Here is an 18,506-nt window from a genome sequence, read left to right on the forward strand (position 1 = left end):
ATGGAACAGTTTGATTTAAAAGAAATAGCCAAGAAAATTAGAATTAATATTATTGAATCACTCGTTGAAGCAAAGTCAGGGCATCCAGGCGGTTCGCTATCCTTAGCGGACATCATGGCCGTACTGTATTTCAAAAAAATGAATATAAATCCAGCCAGCCCCAAGGATGTGAATCGGGACAGACTGGTGCTATCCAAAGGCCATGCCGCGCCGGTATTATATGCGGCCCTAGCTGAAAGGGGTTATTTTCCGAAAGAAAATCTAAAATTCTTACGCAAATTTGGCGCCATGCTGCAAGGCCATCCCGATATGAAATTAACACCGGGTGTAGATATCTCCACAGGCTCGTTAGGGCAAGGACTTTCAGCGGCCAATGGTATGGCACTGGCAGCTAAACTGGATAAAAAAGACTATAAAGTGTATGTAATTCTTGGTGATGGAGAATGTCAGGAAGGGCAGATTTGGGAAGCTGCCATGAGTGCGGCGCATTATAAATTGAATAATGTGATTGCATTTTTGGATCATAATGGTCTCCAGATTGACGGTACAAATGATGAAGTCATGAGCCTTGGTTCCGTGACTGATAAATTTAAGGCTTTTGGTTGGAATGTCATTATGATTGATGGACATAACCTTGCTGAAATTGAAGCGGCCATTGAAGCGGCCTGCCGGAGCCAGGAAAAGCCGACGATGATTGTGGCGAAAACCGTTAAGGGTAAAGGCGTGTCGTTTATGGAAAATCAAGCCGGTTGGCATGGCACTGCACCGAACGCGGAAGAAGGCGAAAAGGCCATAAAAGAATTGACAGGAGGAATGGGGCCATGAATAAGGCTACTAGAGATGCCTACGGCAGCGCGTTAAAAAAATTGAAGGATAATGAGCAGGTTGTTGTATTGGAAGCTGATTTAGGTCACGCCACACGGTCATTGAGCTTTAAAGAGGTTTGTCCGGAGCGGTTTTTCAATATGGGAATTGCTGAGGCAAATATGATTGGCACCGCAGCAGGTCTGGCGACTTGTGGTAAAATTCCCTTTGCAAGTACTTTTGCGATGTTCGTGACTGGCCGTGCCTATGATCAAGTGCGCAATTCGGTTGCCTATCCGAAGCTGAATGTCAAGATTGTGGGAACCCATGCGGGAATTTCGGTAGGGCCTGATGGCGGAACCCATCAATGTATCGAAGATATTTCGCTTATGCGGGGAATTCCGGGCATGACAGTCATCCAGCCAGCGGATGACGTGGAGGCAGAAGCGGCAATACTGGCCGCTGCCGGGCATGATGGGCCGGTTTATCTGCGGCTGGGACGAAGCCCGTCGCCAACCATCCACCCAGTGGATTATCAATTTAAAATTGGTAAGGGAGAAGTTTTGAAAGAGGGCAAAGACGTTACGATTATTGCAACTGGCCTTATGGTTGTGAAAGCTTTGGAAGCTGCTAAAATCTTAGAACAAGAAAATATTCATGCAACAGTTATTAACATGAGTACAATTAAGCCGTTAGATAGCGAACTCATTACTCAGGCTGCAGAAGATACTCAAAGAATAGTTACCGTTGAGGAACATAGCGTGATTGGAGGCTTGGGAAATGCTGTGAGCGAAGTTCTGGTAAAAAATCATTCAGTACGGGTTCAGGTGATTGGCGTGGAAGATTGTTTTGGTCAGTCCGGAACTGACAAGGAACTTTTTGAGAATTACGGCTTAACGGTTGAAAATATCGTAAAAAGTTGTAAAGCTTTTTGATGATTTTTTCCCCGCCACTACGTTGCTGAGTGGTGGGGAATTGTATATGCAGGCTGGTGAGTCCTATTTTGTGGTCAAGGCGTTAAGATAATTGTATAATATGTATAACAGCATTTGTACAAGTTTTTTACCGATGGTTTCTTCTTAGGAATAAGCTAGCTTAAGGGGGATTAAAATATTGGAAAACTACGCCACAATTATGGCGATCAATAATGCATATCCGGATTTATTTGAACAAGAGAGAAAAGTGGCTGAATATATTTTGAAGAATCCGGAAGCTGTTACTAATATGAGTGTTACCGAGCTGGCGGAAAAGAGTAATGTAAGTGATGCCACGATTATTCGTTTTTCTAAGAAGGTTGGTTTCAAGGGATTTTATCATTTTAAGATTTCTTTAGCTAAAGATATTATTGATCCGGAAACAAAAATTTCGACTCATATAGATGTTGAAAATATTAAAGCATCAATAGATAATATTTTTTCCTATAAAATTGAAGAAATTAAGAAAACAGCTGATGTTATAGATACGACTAGTGTGAAAAATTGTATCGATTTGATCGTTAACTGTGATTCCTTGTATTTTTTTGCGGCAGGTAATTCAAACCCGGTTGCGGTTTATGCCGCATATCAATTCTCGCAGGCAGGTATTAAGACGGTTGTCAATATAACGCCGGAAATGCAAATCAATGCGGCTTTTTCTATGGGAGAAAATGATGTAGCCTTTGGCATATCAAATTCCGGAAGCACCCGTATGATGCTGGATGTGTTTGAAATTACTCAGAAGCGAAAGATAAAGAGCATTTGCATTACAAGCTATGCAAAATCACCGCTGGCGCAATTAAGTGACTGTACTTTACATACGGTAATGACAGAAAAGATATTTTTCGAGGCCTTTAGCTCTTCGCGTATGATGCCCATGGTTGTCATCGATGCATTGTTACTCTTACTATCCAAGAATAAAACAATTGATGCCTATAAACATAACAGTAACTGTGAGCAATATTTAGCAAAGTATAAATATTGAATGTGTGCTTATCATTTATCAACTGACACGAGCCGATAAATGTGAGTACTCTCTGCTTATTAAAGTTTTAAGCAAATGTTGTGCGTCTTGTTTTGGCGTTCTAACGCCTGTAAATAGGATATTCTAAATATCAATCATATAGGCGGATTTAAAACTGTTGTAAGAAGTCGGATTTAACAATAACTGTCATAAATTTGTCATGCCTTTCCTCTAAAATCAAAATACGGAGAGTTTAACGAGGAAAGGTGTGCATATTCTATGAAAAACAAGAGAATGCTTTCAGCCTTGGTGGGGCTGTTTATGATGGGGATGACTACCAGTGCTTTTGCCTGGTCGCCTGAACTGGAGGGAAGCCCCGACGATTTTCATATGGGGAAAAATCAGGGATATTTTATTTGGCATGATAATGCGGGACTGCATCTGAGAACAACTACTAAAGGACAGAATCATGTTTACACTGGTGTCCTGCGAACTGATGGCCGGTTTGTTAATGTCCACGGTGTGCGTTTGGAAAGTGACGACAGATATAAAATTACATCTTTTGGGCATAAGCTGGAGTTTCGCTTTGAAACAATTGGTGCGTCTGATGGAGTTGATTTCAGGGTTGACGGTGGAGACAAAGTGGATTTTGACTTGTTTGTCGATGGACATAAAATTTCTCCGAAAAAGATTTATGGAGGAGAAAACAACTGGCATCCTCGTTCCAACAGTTTTAAAATTACTCGCTGAATGTGAAGGAAGCCCCGGCCTGAAAAGTGCCGGGGCTCCTTTGTGTACGATTAAACAGGAAGTTAGTGTAATCAGCAGAAAAATAAAATGTGTTTCTTGTTTGCCGTTTACAGATGATTTTATTCATTTCTTTTTAGTACTTCTTCCCGTAACATAGACCAGACTGTTTGAAAGATTTGATTGTACTCTGCGGTGGTTCGTATGGCAATGATGTCACGGGGACGGGGTAAGTCGACGGTGATGATTTCTTTTACAGTTCCCGGGTTGGCGGTCATGATTAAAATGCGGTCACTGAGGCAGATGGCTTCATCCAGGCTGTGTGTAATGAAAACTGTGGTTTTTTGGGTAGTTTCCCAGATGCGCAGTAGTTCCTCCTGAAGGATGATTCTGTTTTGTTCATCCAATGCGGCAAAGGGCTCATCCATGAGGAGGATTTCCGGATCATTGGCAAAAGCGCGGGCAACACTGACCCGCTGCTTCATTCCGCCGGATAATTGGCTGGGATACGAATTGGTAAATCTGGTTAAGCCAATCATCTCGATGTATCGCTTGGCAATCTGGTCTCTTTCTTTTTTAGGGATGCCGCGCATTCTTAGCCCATATCCCACGTTATCTAAGACCGTCATCCAAGGAAAGATGGACTGTTCCTGAAAGACCATGGAATTGACAGGCCGGTCTTTCTGTGTCGTTGCGATGGTAATACTGCCGGCCGATGCTTCGCTTAATCCGGCTAGAATACGCAATAATGTGGTTTTGCCGCAGCCACTGGGGCCTACAATGCAAAAAAATTCGTTTTCCTTAATTTCAACGGATATATCTTGTAATGCAGTGACTGTCCCGGATGGGGCAGGAAAGATTTTGCTGACATTTTTTAAAAGTATACGGTTATGGTTATTCATATGGCCGGCCTCCTGCAGACTAAGATTGTTTCCAAGGAAGTGCCAAGCGTTCAATCAGATCCAATAACAATGAAAATATATAGCCAAGAATAGAAAGTGTAATTAACGCCGCAAACATTTGCTCGATGTCAAACATATCGTAGGCCCGCCAGATCATCCAGCCGATACCTGCCTTAGCTGCAGACAGTTCGGCGGCCACGATTAAAATAAGAGCCATTCCCATTCCTAGTTTTAAACCGGCAAATATAGTAGGCAATGCTCCCGGTAAGGCTACTGTTAGGTAAAAGTCTTTCCGGCTGGCACCAAAATTCTTTGCTACATCTAAATAGATTTTGTCGATTGTGAGAACCCCCACCATCGTATTAATAACTACCAGATAAAAAACTCCGATGGCAATGGTGAAAACCTTGGAGGTTTCCCCTAAGCCGAAAATCAATAGGATTAACGGCATAAGTGCCAGTTTGGGAATAGGATAGGTAGCACTGATTAACGGCTCAAAAGTTGAACGGACAAATGGTGACAGCCCCATGCTGATACCGATCAGGATGCCCGGAAGTGATCCGGCAATAAACCCTAAAATAATACGCTGTACGCTGATCCAGGTATTATAGGGCAAGTCTCCGGAAACCAGTAGCGGAATGAAAGCTTGCAAAATGTGGCTTGGACTGGAGAACAATCTGGTATCAATCAGACCGGCTCGTGAACTGAGTTCCCATAATAACAGCAAAGTAAAAGGGGACAGTACAGATAACAATTTGAAAAAATTTTTTTTGTTATCCCACATGATGTAGTTTCCTCTCCAGAAAAGATTGATCGTGCCTTATCTTATTGATATTTTCCCAGAATATGTAGTGCGAAATCTACATATTGATTGTCAACGGCATCTTCAAACTGAATGTCGGACTTTAATAGATTGTGCTGCCTATACCAGGCAAGATCCATTTCTATTCCTTTGGTACGGACATAGCCATCAGGATTTAAGCCGGTAGGAAACATTTTGTCATATAGTTGAGGGTCTTTTACAACAGAATATCGGGAAAGGATGGATACAATCTCAGCTTTATTCAGATCTTTGAAAAAAGCGTCGTTGTAATCACGCAAGGCTTTGATATAGGCAGTCATAAAGCGATTGGCCACATCGGGGTTTTTCGTCAGGCTGGTACCGAAAACAAGCAAGGCTGTTTGCGCATCCGGATCATATTCGACAGGATCTTTCCAGGGATCAAGGATGCCTTTTTCTATGCCTTGTACAATAAATGGTTCAATGACCATCGCGGCGTCAATGCTCTTGTTGCTCAATGAAACCAGCATGTCGGGAAAGGAGCGAATGACTTGTAAATCAATGTCCTGCGTTGTCAAATTAGCTTTTTGCAATACCCGGGATAAGGCTATTTCATCCAGGGAGGCCGTACCTACAATTGCTATGCGCTTTCCCTTTAGGTCGCTGTAATCCTTGAGTGAATCAACCAGATCTTTGCGAATGACCAAACGGTAATAACCTTTGCCAGGTACATTAATCCCTTTATCGGCCACGATTTTAACCGGGATATCTCTAGACATTGCATTAAGTAAACCGGAAGCGCTTACTGTTGCTCCCACATCCAACTGGCCTGCGGCCAGTTGATTGATCATTTCCTGACCGGAATTAAATTGGATAGGTTCAATAGTAATACCAAGATCTTTATAGTATCCTTTAGCCATGCCGATTAAGATGCCGGCATCGGAGACTGCTTGTTTCATGCCGACTTTTACCGTTGTTTCTTGTGCCAGAGGATTGAGACCAGCAGCCCAGGCCGGTGCATTCTTTAGGTGGTTTGAGTTAGTTGCCGGCTGGGAACCGCAGGCGGTAATCAGCAGTATGGCTATGAGCAGTATTGCAAGCTTAGCCCACAAAACTTTTCTCATGACGTAGCCCTCCTTAAACGTTTTGAGTAATCTATAGTATTCTTAAATCGTTTATTTAGCTACAAGTTTGCAGGTTTTTTCTGCGAAATAACGAATACCAAAGTTGGAGGACGAAATGGAGAAAATAATTGAACAAATAAAAGAGTGGTCTTTTCTTAGTAAGTTGCCCCAGGAATTGGAAGGATTTGCATTACAACTTATTTCCCGGCAGGATGGGACGAAATATTTTATATTCGCTTATCAAAACGAAAGCCGTCACAGGAAATTGACGATTTTATATGATGCTGCTACGAAGGACTATTTAGGACGGGTTACCATCGGGTTGACGGAGTTTTGTGATACGACTTTTATTGTAACTAGTTTAGATGCTCTTGAAAAAATTCTATTGGAGAAACTGCGAATCACACTGCAGCGGATGGCCTGTTTTGATGTCGGTACGGTAGAAAGTATTGTCGTGCAAAAAAAAATATTAACCTGGCAATATGAACATATTCTGCCTAAACGGATTGCTGATTTTGAGTTGTTTATCGCACCTAATGAGCCTTTAAGAATAATCAACGGTTCATACATTATCATAGAATATAGTCATTTTGCCACAGAAAGTAATCTTGTTATATACTATAATATTTACAGAGATGAATTTTTTGGGGAAATGCGCATCAGCCGTACGCCTCAGATGACAGCTGATTTTGATGCAAGTTCATTGCAGGAACTGGAAGAGAAGTTGGGGAAACGGTTAGTTGCCACGTTGGAAGCTATGCAACGTCAAATAAGTTAAAGGCCAGAGCTGTAATTTTCTTACTTCGGATGAATACATCTAGATAAGGCGGGGTTTAATATGGCAAGGATATTAGTTTGTGATGATTCGGCTTTTATGCGCATGATGTTAAAACGGCAATTAACGGAAGACGGGCACGAAATTGTCGGGGAAGCTGGTGACGGAAAGCAAGCAATTGAAATGTATTTTAAAGTTAGACCGGATATAACGACCATGGACATAACCATGCCAGGGTTGGATGGCATACAGGCTGTCAAGCATATACACGAGGAAGACCCGCTGGCTAAAATTATTATGGTAACAGCATTGGGACAGCGAGCGATTATCACTGATGCGCTGAAAGCCGGGGCATCGGACTTTATCATAAAACCATTTGAACCGGAACAGGTAAGAGTAACAATAAATAAGATATTAGCTGAACTAAAAAAATAATACCAATAATCATGTTGACATAGTATAGAGTAAATGATAAAATATCATTCGTGGCAATAAGTTAGTATATGACAGGCTGTTGTGAAAAAAATAAGCATTGACATCATATTAGTGTTGTTGTATACTAGATTATGCGGTTTGAAGTACGGCCCGGTGGTGTAGTGGTTAACATGCCGCCCTGTCACGGCGGAGATCGAGGGTTCAAGTCCCTTCCGGGTCGCCATTTGCTCAACGCCTCGGTAGCTCAGTCGGTAGAGCAGAGGACTGAAAATCCTCGTGTCGACAGTTCGATTCTGTCCTGAGGCACCATATTATGCGGAAGTAGCTCAGTGGTAGAGCATCGCCTTGCCAAGGCGAGGGTCGCGAGTTCGAATCTCGTTTTCCGCTCCATTTATTCGGCGGCATAGCCAAGTGGTAAGGCAGAGGTCTGCAAAACCTTTACTCCCCAGTTCAAATCTGGGTGCCGCCTCCAATTATTATTTTTGTATAGGAAATGTATATTTAATTATCTTGGATTATTCTGCGAGTGTGGCGGAATCGGCAGACGCAACGGACTTAAAATCCGTCGGGACTTAACTCCCGTACCAGTTCAAGTCTGGTCACTCGCACCAAAGCTAACAAACTGTTCTATTGAAAATAGAACAGTTTTTTTATTTTCTAATCATTTTTTATAAAAATATGAATTTTTTGTTGAGATATTTAGTTTAATAGAAGGATTTGGTAAATAATTATGGAAATATTTTATGAAATATTTAATTGATAAAAACCTTTCTATATTTTTTTACCTTTACATGTTTGCTCACACCATAAAGATATTCCTGGGATCATATTTAATGAAATGACGGAGGGATATTATGAAGATGGAAAAGCTGTTGCAAATTATTGAAAGGTTAAGAAAACGGTTAAATACGAAAGGAAAAGACAGGCAGTTGACAGACGAGGATGTTATTCTGCTTAGTACCAAGTTAGACAGATTCCTGAATAAACTGATTAACCTGGAACAGAACAAACAAAAAGGAACATTGTTGTATAGAAATGCTGGTATGTTGAGTGATAAAGCTGAATCGTGATTTAACTATTGCTGGGAGGAAAACATATTGTATTGGAATCAGCCAATTGAGACGATGGAAGTGGAAAGACTTAGAGAATTACAGGCCCAAAGATTACGGGAATTGGTTGCAGCTCTTTATCACAAATCGGCTTTTTATCGTTCCAGAATGCAGGAACGTGGTTTGCTGCCGGAAGATATCTCTACTTTAGCAGATATTGCTAAACTGCCGTTTATAACCAAACAGGATATGCGGGATAATTATCCCTATGGACTGTTTGCCGCTCCATTGAGTGAAATTGTACGGGTTCATGCCTCCAGTGGTACTACCGGCAGGCCGACGGTGGTGGGATATACCAAGAAGGATATTGGCATTTGGTCGGAAGTAATGGCGAGATCTTTGGCTGCGGCCGGTGTTACTAAACAGTCTTTTATACAGATTGCTTACGGCTACGGCCTGTTTACAGGAGGATTGGGGATGCACTATGGTGCAGAGCTATTAGGTGCCTCGGTCATTCCTGCTTCCAGCGGTAATACGGCAAGACAAATTTTGTTGATGAAAGACTTTGGTACTACAGCCATAGCCTGTACACCCTCCTATGCTTTATATATTGCTGAAACCATGCGGGAAATGGGAATTCATCCAGAGGATACGGCATTAAAGGTAGGTATTTTTGGTGCTGAGCCGTGGTCTGAGCATATGCGTCATGAAATTGAAGAGCAATTGGGTATTAAAGCAATCGATATTTATGGTTTAAGTGAAATTATTGGTCCTGGTGTAGCCTGTGAGTGCCAGGTGCAGAACGGCTTGCATATTAATGAAGACCATTTCTATCCTGAAATCATTAATCCCTTAACTGAAGAAGTTATGGCTGAAGGTGAAAAAGGGGAACTTGTCATCACGACGTTAACCAAAGAAGGGATGCCTATGCTCCGTTATCGCACCAGGGATTTAACCATCCTGCGGCGTGATATCTGTGAATGCGGACGGACTTTGGTGCGGATGGGTAAAGTGCTGGGCAGAAGTGATGATATGCTGATCATTCGTGGCGTAAATGTATTCCCTTCCCAGGTAGAAAGTGTGTTGCTCAGTCTGGGGCAGACTTCCCCTCATTATCAGCTTATTGTGGAACGCAAGGATAACCTGGATCATTTAACCGTGCTGGTAGAGGTTACCGACAGTATGTTCTCGGATGAAGTACGCCAACTGGAAACGTTGGAGCATAAAATTAAAAGTGAACTGTCCCATGTGTTGAATGTATCCGCTCAAGTGAGACTGGTGGCAGCTAAGACCATTGAACGGAGTGAGGGAAAGGCCAAACGGGTAATTGATAAACGGAAAATATAGCATAAGGAGGGGTGTTATGATTATCCAACAAGTATCTGTGTTTTTAGAGAACCAACCAGGGACGCTGATTGGTGTTTTGACTGTATTGAAAGAAAATGGCGTAAACATCCGGGCCTTATCTTTGGCTGACACAGCGGATTTTGGTATTTTGCGGTTAATTGTCGATGATCCGCAGGCTTTGACGGAGATTTTACGGAAGGCTGGGTTGACTGCCAAGCTTACTGCTGTTTTGGCGGTAACAGTAAAAGACCGTCCCGGTGATTTAGCCGAACAAATAGAAAAATTGGCCGAGGCCTCCATTAATATCGAATATATGTACGCCTTTGCTGCAGTTAATGACAAAGATGCGCATGTGGCATTAAAAGTGGATGATGTTGTCAAGGCCGAACAGATACTGGGATAGCTCCCGAAGAAATCTCGCCGATGACCCTGCGCAAGCTTGCTGCAGGGTTTATTTATATTTATAAATAGCAAGGTCTTTTCTGGCAGAATGATAGTAAAAATGTTATAATAGCACTTACGAGATAAAGGCAGTGCCTTTATCTGTATGCGGTATGAGTATTTTTTAAGGAGATTCTTACGACATAATGAAAAATGTGTATGACCAAGTGAGTCTTTTTTATAATAGTGAGCCAATGGACCTAGTTTCCATAAAACGGGAATGGGTGGAAAGCTTTTTGCGTTATAAAGCCTGGCAGGGTGCTGCTGACAGTGAGTTGCGTAAGCTCTGGCAATCTATACAGCTTTTTATCATTTATTTGCAATACGCCGATAATGAAGATCTGGATGAACTGACAGAACAAGATTATGTCCTGTTGATCGAATGGCTATCTACCCATGTCAAGGGGTTCAAAATGTCACTTAAAAATGCACGGGACTTTTTTGCCGTGTTAATTGAATTTCAGCAGCATCTGGTAAGTAGAAGAATTATGAGTGATTGCACTGAGGTCGAACGAGCTGCCAGCAATATAGCCGGCGGGAAAAAACTGAAGCTTACCAAGCTGCTGCCGAGTAGGGATTTAGCTCTATTAAGCGATGATTTAAACACTGTGTTTACGGATCCCGCGGTGCAAAACCAGGAAATGGCAAAGGTCATCGGGGAAACTGTAGAACATTTAATGATAAAATTGGGGACATATTATCAGCAAGATGATTTTAATGAGGATTTTGACCGTGCCTTGTATTTATATACCGGTCCGTTAGAGAACATTCCTGATGATGGGAAGGAAGAATTCTGGCTGGGATTTTGGGATTATTTTTTATTTGATTATCATTTGTTAGCAAATGATAATACGCCGCTTGCCCATTTTTATCAAACTTTTTCCGAACGCTTATCCAATGAGGAACGACAGATTCTGAATGACTTACAGAGTGCCCAGTTTACAGTGTTTTATGTTGAGCGCATATTGAACCAGGACTGGGTGGAATGTGTCAACCTGTTTACCAATGAGCGATTTGAGCTACCCTTTCTTTTCGATTATAATTCACTGAAGAAGTTGCTATTTTACGGACACATATTCTCGCAGGGTATGATTGTAATCAATTATGTTACCAGTATAGAAGTGAGTAAAAATCTGCGGCGTCGTATACGGGAGGAAGTACTGCGGCAGAAAAGGGTTTTTGAGATACAAAAACCTGGCGTGGACTTAATAAGTTTTTTTAAACGCCATGCCCTGGTGGTACGCCATACTATTGATATTCTTGTAACACTGGCCAAGGTAAATGTTATATCTAATTCACAAATCGAAAGAATTTTTCCCAAGGCGGTTTTGAGTCGTGAGCCACATGCAGGTGTAATACAACGACTAAAGCGCATATATGCCAGTTATGGTTTTTCTAAACATGATGCAGAACTGATACAAGCCATGTGGCATGATCTTTGTCAATTGACCGATATTATTGTGCGAAAGCCGGAGGTTTGGGTGGCCGTATTATTATATAGTTATGCTCAGATCAATTACTTGAACAACGTCACCGTGGAAAGCCTGGCGGCGGATATGCATATTTCAGAAGCGAGTATCTATAAAAACAAAAACAAATTAAGCCGAATTCTGGAACTAAAACCCTTTGATCCACGCTATTTAGGTGAAGAAGGTTTTGTAGTTTCGTTATTCATGCCGTAATATTAGGGAGGGAGAGCGAAATGGAGTGTAATAAATGCGGACGTCAATTGTCGGAAACTGAGACGGATTGTCCTTATTGCAAGGCAGAATCCCAGCCGGTTCATATTCTAACTCCTGAGGAACGGCAGGACTTTAAAGGAGTAACTATTGAACAGGATTCGGATAACCGGTATAGTGATACCCAGTATGAACGGTCGCAGTATTCAGCTAATGAGCGGATTTTTATGCGGCAGGTCAAATTCAATAGTTTAAGCGGAGGTTGGTTTAGCAAACTTGTGTGGGGGTTGATTCTGGCCGGCATCGTGATGTTTGCCTTTTCTTCCCTGTTCGTTGTAGCCCTTGTTGGAGCAATAGCATGGCTGATTATTCACATCTTCCGTTAGTGTAAATAAAAACCACGATAAGGTGTTTTCCCTATCGTGGTTTTGTTTTTTTGTGTGAGCGTGTGCGTTCGTAAGCCGGCACAAGTTCTTATTGCAGTAGTTCTTGCTTCATGGCAAGGTATTTAGCCGTGTAGTAGGGCCCGTTCTGCGCTTCGCGGTGATCGAAGCCATAAGCTCTGCGGCTAACCGCTAGGACAGGCGGTGCCTGAATCCGTTTTGCTACAGCCATACCCGTATAAAGTTTCCACCAGCGCTCCAAATCGTTGATAAAATCTGCGGGGGTAGCGAAGATTTTTTTTGTTACTTGTGGTTCGCAGCCAATCCTTTCTTCTAAGATTCCCTCCTTATACCAGGTTAGTATGTCTTCCGGTGTGGCCCTGTGCCAATGCTCCATGAAGGATTTAAAGAGATAATCGTGATAAGGATAAATGATCGGATCACCTTTTCCTTCATCAACGGCTTGTTCAAAGGATAATTCGGCACTGGGAACGATATCAATCGAGCGTTGCGGTATGACAGCGCGGCCGAAAACCTGCTCGTTTAAATAAACAGCCAAAGCATAAACCTGATGTTTCCAAAGATCAGACAAGGCGGCCAGGAAACCGGATTGATCACCGTAGAGCGTAGAGTAGCCGACAGTCGTTTCTGTTTTGTTGGCGTTACAGGTAAAGCCACCGCCAAAGGCAGCGGCGATACCTGCCAGTATGCGGGAAGAGCGATCGCGAGCCTGAATATTTTCCGTGACGAAGGGAGATACGGAAAGTTTGGTTTCGCTTGAATCGGCTAGATTGATAATAGGAGTTTCTGAGATCTGCTTAATCGTATAGTCGACGGTCTCCTGAATAGGCATAACCGTGTATAAACAACCCAGGTTACGTGCCAGCTCGGCGGCTAGGCCCTTGGTGGTCTCCGAGTTGAACTGGCTGGGCATGTTTACCAGCAGAACATTCTGTGGACCGAGAATGTCTGCGTAAAGGGCGGCGCTTACTGCCGAATCAATGCCGCCGGATATACCGATAACTACTCTTCTGATGCCGATGGCTGCCGTGAATTTTTCAATTCCATAACGCAGGGCTGTATAAATACTTTTCATGTCGTGATCATTTGGTGTAGTGATTGGCGGTAACTCTAAGCCCTTGGTTTGCAAGTCAAGCGTGATTGTTTGGGTCAGCGCGATAAACGGAGGACAATAGGCCACAACATCACCCTGGCCATTATACACTGTACTGAACCCGTCAAAAGTATAGAGGGTTTTACCGTTGTTTTGCAGTCCTACATTGTTTACATAAATTAGAGGGACGCCAGCATAGCGAGCCTGTTCTGAAAAAACGCGGTTACGTTTGTTATTTTTATTGAGGGTATAAGGTGAACTGGATATGTTGATGATTATGTTCAAAGGGCCATTTTGCTGCAAAAGCTTGATGGGACTTATGGAATAATCGTCGCTCCAACCGTCTTCGCAAAGAATGCAGCCCAGTTTACAGGACTTTCCGTCAATTTGGACCGTTACGGGTTGCAATAAATCTTCCAGTTTTTCCTGACGTTCCATGGCTAATTTGCGTAAACTAAAGAAATGTCTGGTGTCGTCAAATTCCCGGTAGTTAGGCAGCAGCGTTTTAATCCGGAACGGATAGGGGAAGTTATCCGCTCCCTGCAATTGACCGTTCTGTGCAACAAAAACAGCATTATATTTTCTAACGCGGCCGTCATCGCCGCATTTTTTCCAGTCAACGGCTACATTGCCAAAGACAATGATGATATGATTGGAAGCCTCGATAATTTTGTTGCCATAATACTCACAGTCTCTTAAAAATGCCGGTTGTTCCCAGGTGTCTCCCAGTAAATAACCGGGAATGGCCATTTCGGGGAATATAACCATATGGCAATTGTGTTGGCGGGCTTCCTGAATGATGGACAGCATGGTCTGAAAGTTATCGCTGGGACGGCCAGGGATAACTTCCATTTGTCCTAGAGCTATTTTTAACAAATGTATACACCTCTTATGGTAGTTTGTGTTGTCGCCATGATTTGAGAAACAGGCGAGTATTATAGTCAGTAGAATCGACAATAACATCAATACTTCTCTGTAGAAGGAAGATGTCCTTCCAGGATATAAAAGAATATAACAGATTGAATTGTCGATCAACTAGGGTGTGCCTTCAAAATTAGCGAGATGTTCACTGGCGAGTGATTTTCGTGGCAGGCTAGGCAAATTTTCGCAGGAATAATGGTTTTTATTTCAGAGAAAATTTAACGAAATATGCTGCGAAAAGCGCCGCCTGTGGCCGTTTTGATAATTTGAAGACACGCCCTAAGATCAAAAGAATTCATAGATCCGTTTATAGGTTAACCAGTAAAGAAGTAATTTTTATTCCATTTTAACCTAAATTATTTTTTTGCATACTCTGCATCGATAAGATTTACCGTTCCCTATAGCTTTTCTAAGTCGGTACAGATTTGTTTTCTGTTCTTGTAATGCACAAATTTGGTCGAATTTCCAATTTGATGGACAAGGCATAGCGGTTGTTTTGTCGAGGAAATACTGCATGTATGGTTTTATCAGGTTCCTCGGATTATCATGGAAAAGCAATGAATATATCCATCGCACCACGTTTTTTTAGGTCAGCGCAGATGGATGCGTAAAATCAAGTAGATAACCAATTTTTCAAGAATTCACTCCTTGACAGTATGTCTGGCCGATGCTAGAATAAACGTAAATAAATCTGAAACCGTTGATGCGGAAATCAAGACAATTGTGCACGCACAGAGAGTCCGGGAAGCTGAGAGCCGGATCGAATGCAGATTGTTAAATGGACCGCGGAGGGCGCAGTCAAAGGCCTTGGCCGAGTATTCTGCGACGTAAGGCATACGTCAGTTGCCGGGAATATGTTGGTATTCCGCAAAGCGCACAGGATTTTTCTTGTGAATCAAGGTGGCACCGCGGGTGGTCTAAGACTTAGACGTTTAAACCCGTCCTTGACATAGGTATTTTTATATCTATGTCAAGGACGGGTTATTTGTATTTTCAGAGGAGGTATTTACATGTTTCCCACACTAAAGCAGGCCAAGGAGCTTGCGGCGCAAGGGTATGCACGTATTCCGATCAGTCGGGAGATGTATGCCGATCGTTTTACGCCGATTGAGGTTATGCGTACGCTCAAACACGTTAGCAGTCATTGCTACATGCTGGAAAGCGCGGAGGATGCCCGACAGTGGGGAAGGTATACCTTTCTCGGGTTTGACCCGACCGCCGAATTGAGTTGCAAAGGGAAGCGCCTCTGTATTCGTGCAGGTACAACCGTTACTGAGCAGGTTTCACATCCGGGCGATGCCATTCGCCGCATCTTAGATGAAAATCGCAGTCCTAAGATCGAGGGCCTGCCGCCGTTTACCGGTGGACTGGTCGGTTACTTTTCCTATTCGTACATCGGCTATGCCGAGCCCAGTCTGAAGCTTGTACACGAGGACGGTCAATTTCAGGAGGTTGATCTGATGCTGTTTGACAAGGTGATCGCCTTTGATCATCTGCGGCAGAAGATTATTCTCATTGTCGGTGCGCGGTCTGCTGAATTAGAAACCAGCTATCATAAGGCAGTATATGAGCTTGATCAGCTTGTCGACTTGATTCGTAAAGGCTCAAAATGCGAGCCGCAGCCACCCAGGCTAAAGACTCCGCTCACACCCAGATTCAACCGCGAGCAGTATGGCGGCATGGTAGAGAAGGCGCAGCATTATATTCGCGAGGGCGATATCTTTCAGGCGGTGCTATCCAACCCGCTAACGGCAGAAATGGACGGCAGCCTGTTCGATGTATACCGTGTGCTACGCACAAGCAATCCCTCACCCTATATGTTCTACTTTTTCAGCAATGACATTGAAATTGCCGGCGCATCGCCCGAAACACTGGTAAAGCTAAAGGATGGCAAGCTGTTTACCTTCCCTCTGGCCGGTACCAGACCGCGCGGTAAAACAGATGCCGAGGATAAAGCGCTGGAAGCTGAACTGCTGCATGATGAAAAGGAGCTGGCCGAACACAATATGCTGGTAGATCTTGGCCGAAACGATATTGGCCGCATCAGCAGGATCGGTACAGTCAAGGTGGAGAAATACCTTGCGGTTGAGCGCTTCTCTCACGTCATGCATATCGGGTCAACCGTAACGGGTACAATTCGTGAAGATAAGGACGCGGTGGATGCGATCGATTCTATCCTGCCGGCGGGCACGTTGTCGGGTGCACCCAAAATTCGCGCCTGTGAGATCATCCATGAGTTGGAAGACTGTGAACGGGGTATTTACGGCGGTGCGATTGGGTATCTGGATTTTACTGGTAACCTTGATACCTGCATTGCTATCCGGCTGGCGTATAAAAAGGACGGCAAGGTCTGCGTGCGCTCGGGGGCGGGCATCGTGGCTGACAGTGTGCCGGACAGCGAATATCAGGAGTGCTTAAACAAGGCGAGCGCCGTTGTCCGCGCCATCGAAATCGCACAGGAGGGCATTGACGCATGATACTGCTTATCGATAACTATGACAGTTTTTCGTATAACCTATATCAGCTTATCGGTGTGGTAAATCCGGATATCCAGGTAATCCGCAACGACGAAAAGACGATTGCCCAGATCGAAGCGATGAGGCCGGAAGCCATCTTTTTGTCACCTGGGCCGGGCAAGCCCAGCGATGCGGGTGTCTGTGTGGAGGCTGTACGATATTTCGCGGATAAGATACCGATTTTTGGTGTGTGTCTTGGCCATCAGGCCATCTGTGAAGCATTCGGAGCAACGGTTTCGTATGCGTCCCGCCTGATGCACGGCAAGACCTCGGAAGCGGTACTCAATACAGAATCGCGTCTGTTTCGCGGCATGGGTGAATCACTTCAGGTTGCCCGGTATCATTCGCTGGCAGCCGTGCGTGGTTCGCTGCCGGATACGCTGATCGTGGTCGCAGAGACAGCAGAGGGCGAAATCATGGCAGTAGAACATACGAAATATGCTGTCTACGGCGTACAGTTTCACCCGGAATCGGTAATGACACCGGATGGTTTATCCATTATTCGCAATTTCTTGGAGGAAAATGACCATGATTAAAGAAGCCATTCTCATGTTGAGCAAAAAACAGAATTTGAGCTATGGAGAGGCCAATCAAGTCATGCACGAAATTATGTCCGGCGAGGCAACCCCGGTGCAGATGTCAGCCTACTTGGCTGCGCTGTCCATGAAGGGGGAAACCATTGACGAGATTACCGGCTCGGCGGCGGGTATGCGAGCTCATTGTATTAAGCTGCTGCACGATATGGATGTGCTGGAAATTGTGGGCACCGGCGGCGACGGCTCCCATTCCTTTAATATTTCTACCACATCCTCATTGGTCATTTCGGCCGCCGGTGTACCGGTGGCTAAGCACGGTAACCGTGCGGCATCTTCCAAGTGCGGCTCGGCCGATGTTCTGGAGGCGTTGGGTGTTAATATTACCATTTCCCCGGAGCGGAGCGCAGCGATGCTCAAAAAAATTGGAATTTGCTTTTTGTTTGCGCAAAACTATCACATTGCGATGAAGTATGTGGCGCCGATTCGCCGTGAATTGGGCATTCGTACAGTGTTTAACATTTTAGGGCCGCTTTCCAATCCGGCGGGGGCCAACCTGGAGTTGATGGGTGTATACGATGCGGAACTGGTTGAGCCGCTGGCTCGGGTTATGTACAATTTGGGCGTGCGGCGCGGTATGGTCGTATATGGCGAAGATTGTTTGGACGAAATTTCCATGAGTGCGCCCACCAGGGTTTGTGAAATTGCCCAGGGCGGTGAGTTTCATTGCTACACCATTACACCTGAGCAGTTTGGCTATATCCGCTGTGCAAAAGAGGAACTGACCGGCGGTACGCCCGAAGAAAACGCAGGCTTCACCCGGGCCATTTTATCCGGTGAGGAAAGGGGGGCGAAGCGACAGGCTGTTTGTCTGAATGCAGGCGCGGCGCTATATCTGTTTAATAAGTCAGAAACAATAGCTGACGGTGTGCGTTTGTCCGAAGAACTGATCGACAGTGGTGCGGCAGCGCAGCAACTGCAGCGATTTGTAGAGGAAAGCAATGCATAAAGGATGAG

At 44.0% G+C, this 18,506-nt stretch carries 18 protein-coding genes and 5 tRNA genes; 19 read left to right on the top strand and 4 right to left on the bottom strand.

Annotated elements, in window-relative coordinates; translation table 11 throughout:
• The 4 genes from BMW43_RS14440 to BMW43_RS14455 all read left to right on the top strand — a co-directional run bounded on the left by BMW43_RS14440 (nucleotide 1) and on the right by BMW43_RS14455 (nucleotide 3,492).
• A complete protein-coding gene (locus BMW43_RS14440) occupies nucleotides 1–825 on the top strand; it encodes a transketolase (RefSeq protein ID WP_091749022.1) in 825 nt (274 codons plus the stop codon).
• On the top strand, nucleotides 822–1,739 hold the full coding sequence (locus BMW43_RS14445; RefSeq protein WP_091749025.1) for a transketolase family protein: 918 nt from the start codon (nucleotides 822–824) through the stop codon (nucleotides 1,737–1,739). The genes BMW43_RS14440 and BMW43_RS14445 overlap by 4 nt, the downstream gene beginning before the upstream one ends.
• A gap of 178 nt (nucleotides 1,740–1,917) precedes the next feature.
• Nucleotides 1,918–2,763 carry a MurR/RpiR family transcriptional regulator gene (locus BMW43_RS14450; RefSeq protein WP_091749028.1) on the top strand — a complete coding sequence of 282 codons (846 nt, stop codon included), beginning with the start codon at nucleotides 1,918–1,920 and terminating at the stop codon, nucleotides 2,761–2,763.
• A 258-nt stretch (nucleotides 2,764–3,021) separates the two neighbouring features.
• Nucleotides 3,022–3,492, top strand: coding sequence for a hypothetical protein (locus BMW43_RS14455; RefSeq protein WP_091749031.1), 471 nt, complete (start codon nucleotides 3,022–3,024; stop codon nucleotides 3,490–3,492).
• 119 nt (nucleotides 3,493–3,611) lie between these two features.
• Here the strand turns inward: BMW43_RS14455 and BMW43_RS14460 are convergent, their stop codons facing one another.
• From BMW43_RS14460 to BMW43_RS14470, 3 genes are read right to left on the bottom strand one after another with little or no spacing between them, the layout of a single operon-like run.
• On the bottom strand, nucleotides 3,612–4,391 hold the full coding sequence (locus BMW43_RS14460; protein WP_091749034.1) for an ABC transporter ATP-binding protein: 780 nt from the start codon (nucleotides 4,389–4,391) through the stop codon (nucleotides 3,612–3,614).
• Between the two features lie 19 nt (nucleotides 4,392–4,410).
• On the bottom strand, nucleotides 4,411–5,175 hold the full coding sequence (locus BMW43_RS14465; RefSeq protein ID WP_091749037.1) for an ABC transporter permease: 765 nt from the start codon (nucleotides 5,173–5,175) through the stop codon (nucleotides 4,411–4,413).
• A 41-nt stretch (nucleotides 5,176–5,216) separates the two neighbouring features.
• Nucleotides 5,217–6,296, bottom strand: a complete 1,080-nt coding sequence (locus BMW43_RS14470) for an ABC transporter substrate-binding protein (RefSeq protein WP_091749039.1) — start codon at nucleotides 6,294–6,296, stop codon at nucleotides 5,217–5,219.
• A 115-nt stretch (nucleotides 6,297–6,411) separates the two neighbouring features.
• Between BMW43_RS14470 and BMW43_RS14475 the strand changes: the two genes are divergently transcribed.
• The 12 genes from BMW43_RS14475 to BMW43_RS14530 all read left to right on the top strand — a co-directional run bounded on the left by BMW43_RS14475 (nucleotide 6,412) and on the right by BMW43_RS14530 (nucleotide 12,408).
• Nucleotides 6,412–7,074: a hypothetical protein gene (locus tag BMW43_RS14475; protein WP_091749042.1), complete on the top strand. Its 663-nt coding sequence runs from the start codon at nucleotides 6,412–6,414 to the stop codon at nucleotides 7,072–7,074.
• 60 nt (nucleotides 7,075–7,134) lie between these two features.
• A complete protein-coding gene (locus tag BMW43_RS14480) occupies nucleotides 7,135–7,506 on the top strand; it encodes a response regulator (protein ID WP_091749046.1) in 372 nt (123 codons plus the stop codon).
• Nucleotides 7,507–7,653: 147 nt separating this feature from the next.
• Nucleotides 7,654–7,729: transfer RNA gene (locus BMW43_RS14485), tRNA-Asp, on the top strand.
• Between the two features lie 10 nt (nucleotides 7,730–7,739).
• A tRNA-Phe gene (locus tag BMW43_RS14490) sits at nucleotides 7,740–7,815 on the top strand.
• Between the two features lie 6 nt (nucleotides 7,816–7,821).
• Nucleotides 7,822–7,896, top strand: a tRNA-Gly gene (locus BMW43_RS14495).
• A gap of 7 nt (nucleotides 7,897–7,903) precedes the next feature.
• Nucleotides 7,904–7,978, top strand: a tRNA-Cys gene (locus tag BMW43_RS14500).
• Nucleotides 7,979–8,028: 50 nt separating this feature from the next.
• Nucleotides 8,029–8,117: transfer RNA gene (locus BMW43_RS14505), tRNA-Leu, on the top strand.
• A gap of 243 nt (nucleotides 8,118–8,360) precedes the next feature.
• Nucleotides 8,361–8,576 (top strand): aspartyl-phosphate phosphatase Spo0E family protein, encoded by a 216-nt coding sequence (locus BMW43_RS14510; protein ID WP_091749049.1) that lies wholly within the window; start codon nucleotides 8,361–8,363, stop codon nucleotides 8,574–8,576.
• A 27-nt stretch (nucleotides 8,577–8,603) separates the two neighbouring features.
• Complete coding sequence (locus BMW43_RS14515) at nucleotides 8,604–9,902, top strand: phenylacetate--CoA ligase family protein (protein ID WP_245732491.1); 1,299 nt, start codon at nucleotides 8,604–8,606, stop codon at nucleotides 9,900–9,902.
• A 16-nt stretch (nucleotides 9,903–9,918) separates the two neighbouring features.
• Complete coding sequence (locus BMW43_RS14520; protein WP_177173610.1) at nucleotides 9,919–10,305, top strand: ACT domain-containing protein; 387 nt, start codon at nucleotides 9,919–9,921, stop codon at nucleotides 10,303–10,305.
• A 184-nt stretch (nucleotides 10,306–10,489) separates the two neighbouring features.
• Nucleotides 10,490–12,025 carry a hypothetical protein gene (locus tag BMW43_RS14525; protein WP_245732493.1) on the top strand — a complete coding sequence of 512 codons (1,536 nt, stop codon included), beginning with the start codon at nucleotides 10,490–10,492 and terminating at the stop codon, nucleotides 12,023–12,025.
• Between the two features lie 20 nt (nucleotides 12,026–12,045).
• Complete coding sequence (locus tag BMW43_RS14530) at nucleotides 12,046–12,408, top strand: hypothetical protein (RefSeq protein WP_091749055.1); 363 nt, start codon at nucleotides 12,046–12,048, stop codon at nucleotides 12,406–12,408.
• A gap of 88 nt (nucleotides 12,409–12,496) precedes the next feature.
• On the opposite strand, the gene nadE is transcribed toward BMW43_RS14530, so the two are convergent.
• Nucleotides 12,497–14,395, bottom strand: coding sequence for an NAD(+) synthase (nadE, locus tag BMW43_RS14535; RefSeq protein WP_177173611.1), 1,899 nt, complete (start codon nucleotides 14,393–14,395; stop codon nucleotides 12,497–12,499).
• Between the two features lie 1,055 nt (nucleotides 14,396–15,450).
• Between nadE and trpE the strand changes: the two genes are divergently transcribed.
• The 3 genes from trpE to trpD are packed head-to-tail and all read left to right on the top strand — an operon-like array spanning nucleotide 15,451 to nucleotide 18,498.
• Complete coding sequence (gene trpE, locus BMW43_RS14545; RefSeq protein ID WP_091749062.1) at nucleotides 15,451–16,917, top strand: anthranilate synthase component I; 1,467 nt, start codon at nucleotides 15,451–15,453, stop codon at nucleotides 16,915–16,917.
• Nucleotides 16,914–17,492 carry an anthranilate synthase component II gene (locus BMW43_RS14550; RefSeq protein ID WP_091749065.1) on the top strand — a complete coding sequence of 193 codons (579 nt, stop codon included), beginning with the start codon at nucleotides 16,914–16,916 and terminating at the stop codon, nucleotides 17,490–17,492. Before trpE ends, BMW43_RS14550 begins: the two co-directional genes overlap by 4 nt.
• A complete protein-coding gene (gene trpD / locus BMW43_RS14555; RefSeq protein ID WP_091749067.1) occupies nucleotides 17,485–18,498 on the top strand; it encodes an anthranilate phosphoribosyltransferase in 1,014 nt (337 codons plus the stop codon). The genes BMW43_RS14550 and trpD overlap by 8 nt, the downstream gene beginning before the upstream one ends.
• Nucleotides 18,499–18,506 lie beyond the last annotated feature (8 nt).

This window comes from Propionispora vibrioides, assembly GCF_900110485.1.
GTDB lineage: Bacteria > Bacillota > Negativicutes > Propionisporales > Propionisporaceae > Propionispora > Propionispora vibrioides.

Excerpts from the sequence above, each read along its gene's own strand:
- BMW43_RS14440 (WP_091749022.1), top strand. The coding sequence starts at position 1 with ATGGAACAGTTTGATTTAAAAGAAATAGCCAAGAAAATTAGAATTAAT.
- BMW43_RS14475 (WP_091749042.1), top strand. The coding sequence starts at position 6,412 with ATGGAGAAAATAATTGAACAAATAAAAGAGTGGTCTTTTCTTAGTAAG.
- BMW43_RS14455 (WP_091749031.1), top strand. The coding sequence starts at position 3,022 with ATGAAAAACAAGAGAATGCTTTCAGCCTTGGTGGGGCTGTTTATGATG.
- BMW43_RS14460 (WP_091749034.1), bottom strand. The coding sequence starts at position 4,391 with ATGAATAACCATAACCGTATACTTTTAAAAAATGTCAGCAAAATCTTT.
- BMW43_RS14510 (WP_091749049.1), top strand. The coding sequence starts at position 8,361 with ATGAAGATGGAAAAGCTGTTGCAAATTATTGAAAGGTTAAGAAAACGG.
- trpE (WP_091749062.1), top strand. The coding sequence starts at position 15,451 with ATGTTTCCCACACTAAAGCAGGCCAAGGAGCTTGCGGCGCAAGGGTAT.
- BMW43_RS14445 (WP_091749025.1), top strand. The coding sequence starts at position 822 with ATGAATAAGGCTACTAGAGATGCCTACGGCAGCGCGTTAAAAAAATTG.
- BMW43_RS14525 (WP_245732493.1), top strand. The coding sequence starts at position 10,490 with ATGAAAAATGTGTATGACCAAGTGAGTCTTTTTTATAATAGTGAGCCA.
- trpD (WP_091749067.1), top strand. The coding sequence starts at position 17,485 with ATGATTAAAGAAGCCATTCTCATGTTGAGCAAAAAACAGAATTTGAGC.
- BMW43_RS14480 (WP_091749046.1), top strand. The coding sequence starts at position 7,135 with ATGGCAAGGATATTAGTTTGTGATGATTCGGCTTTTATGCGCATGATG.
- BMW43_RS14550 (WP_091749065.1), top strand. The coding sequence starts at position 16,914 with ATGATACTGCTTATCGATAACTATGACAGTTTTTCGTATAACCTATAT.
- BMW43_RS14465 (WP_091749037.1), bottom strand. The coding sequence starts at position 5,175 with ATGTGGGATAACAAAAAAAATTTTTTCAAATTGTTATCTGTACTGTCC.
- BMW43_RS14470 (WP_091749039.1), bottom strand. The coding sequence starts at position 6,296 with ATGAGAAAAGTTTTGTGGGCTAAGCTTGCAATACTGCTCATAGCCATA.
- BMW43_RS14530 (WP_091749055.1), top strand. The coding sequence starts at position 12,046 with ATGGAGTGTAATAAATGCGGACGTCAATTGTCGGAAACTGAGACGGAT.
- BMW43_RS14520 (WP_177173610.1), top strand. The coding sequence starts at position 9,919 with ATGATTATCCAACAAGTATCTGTGTTTTTAGAGAACCAACCAGGGACG.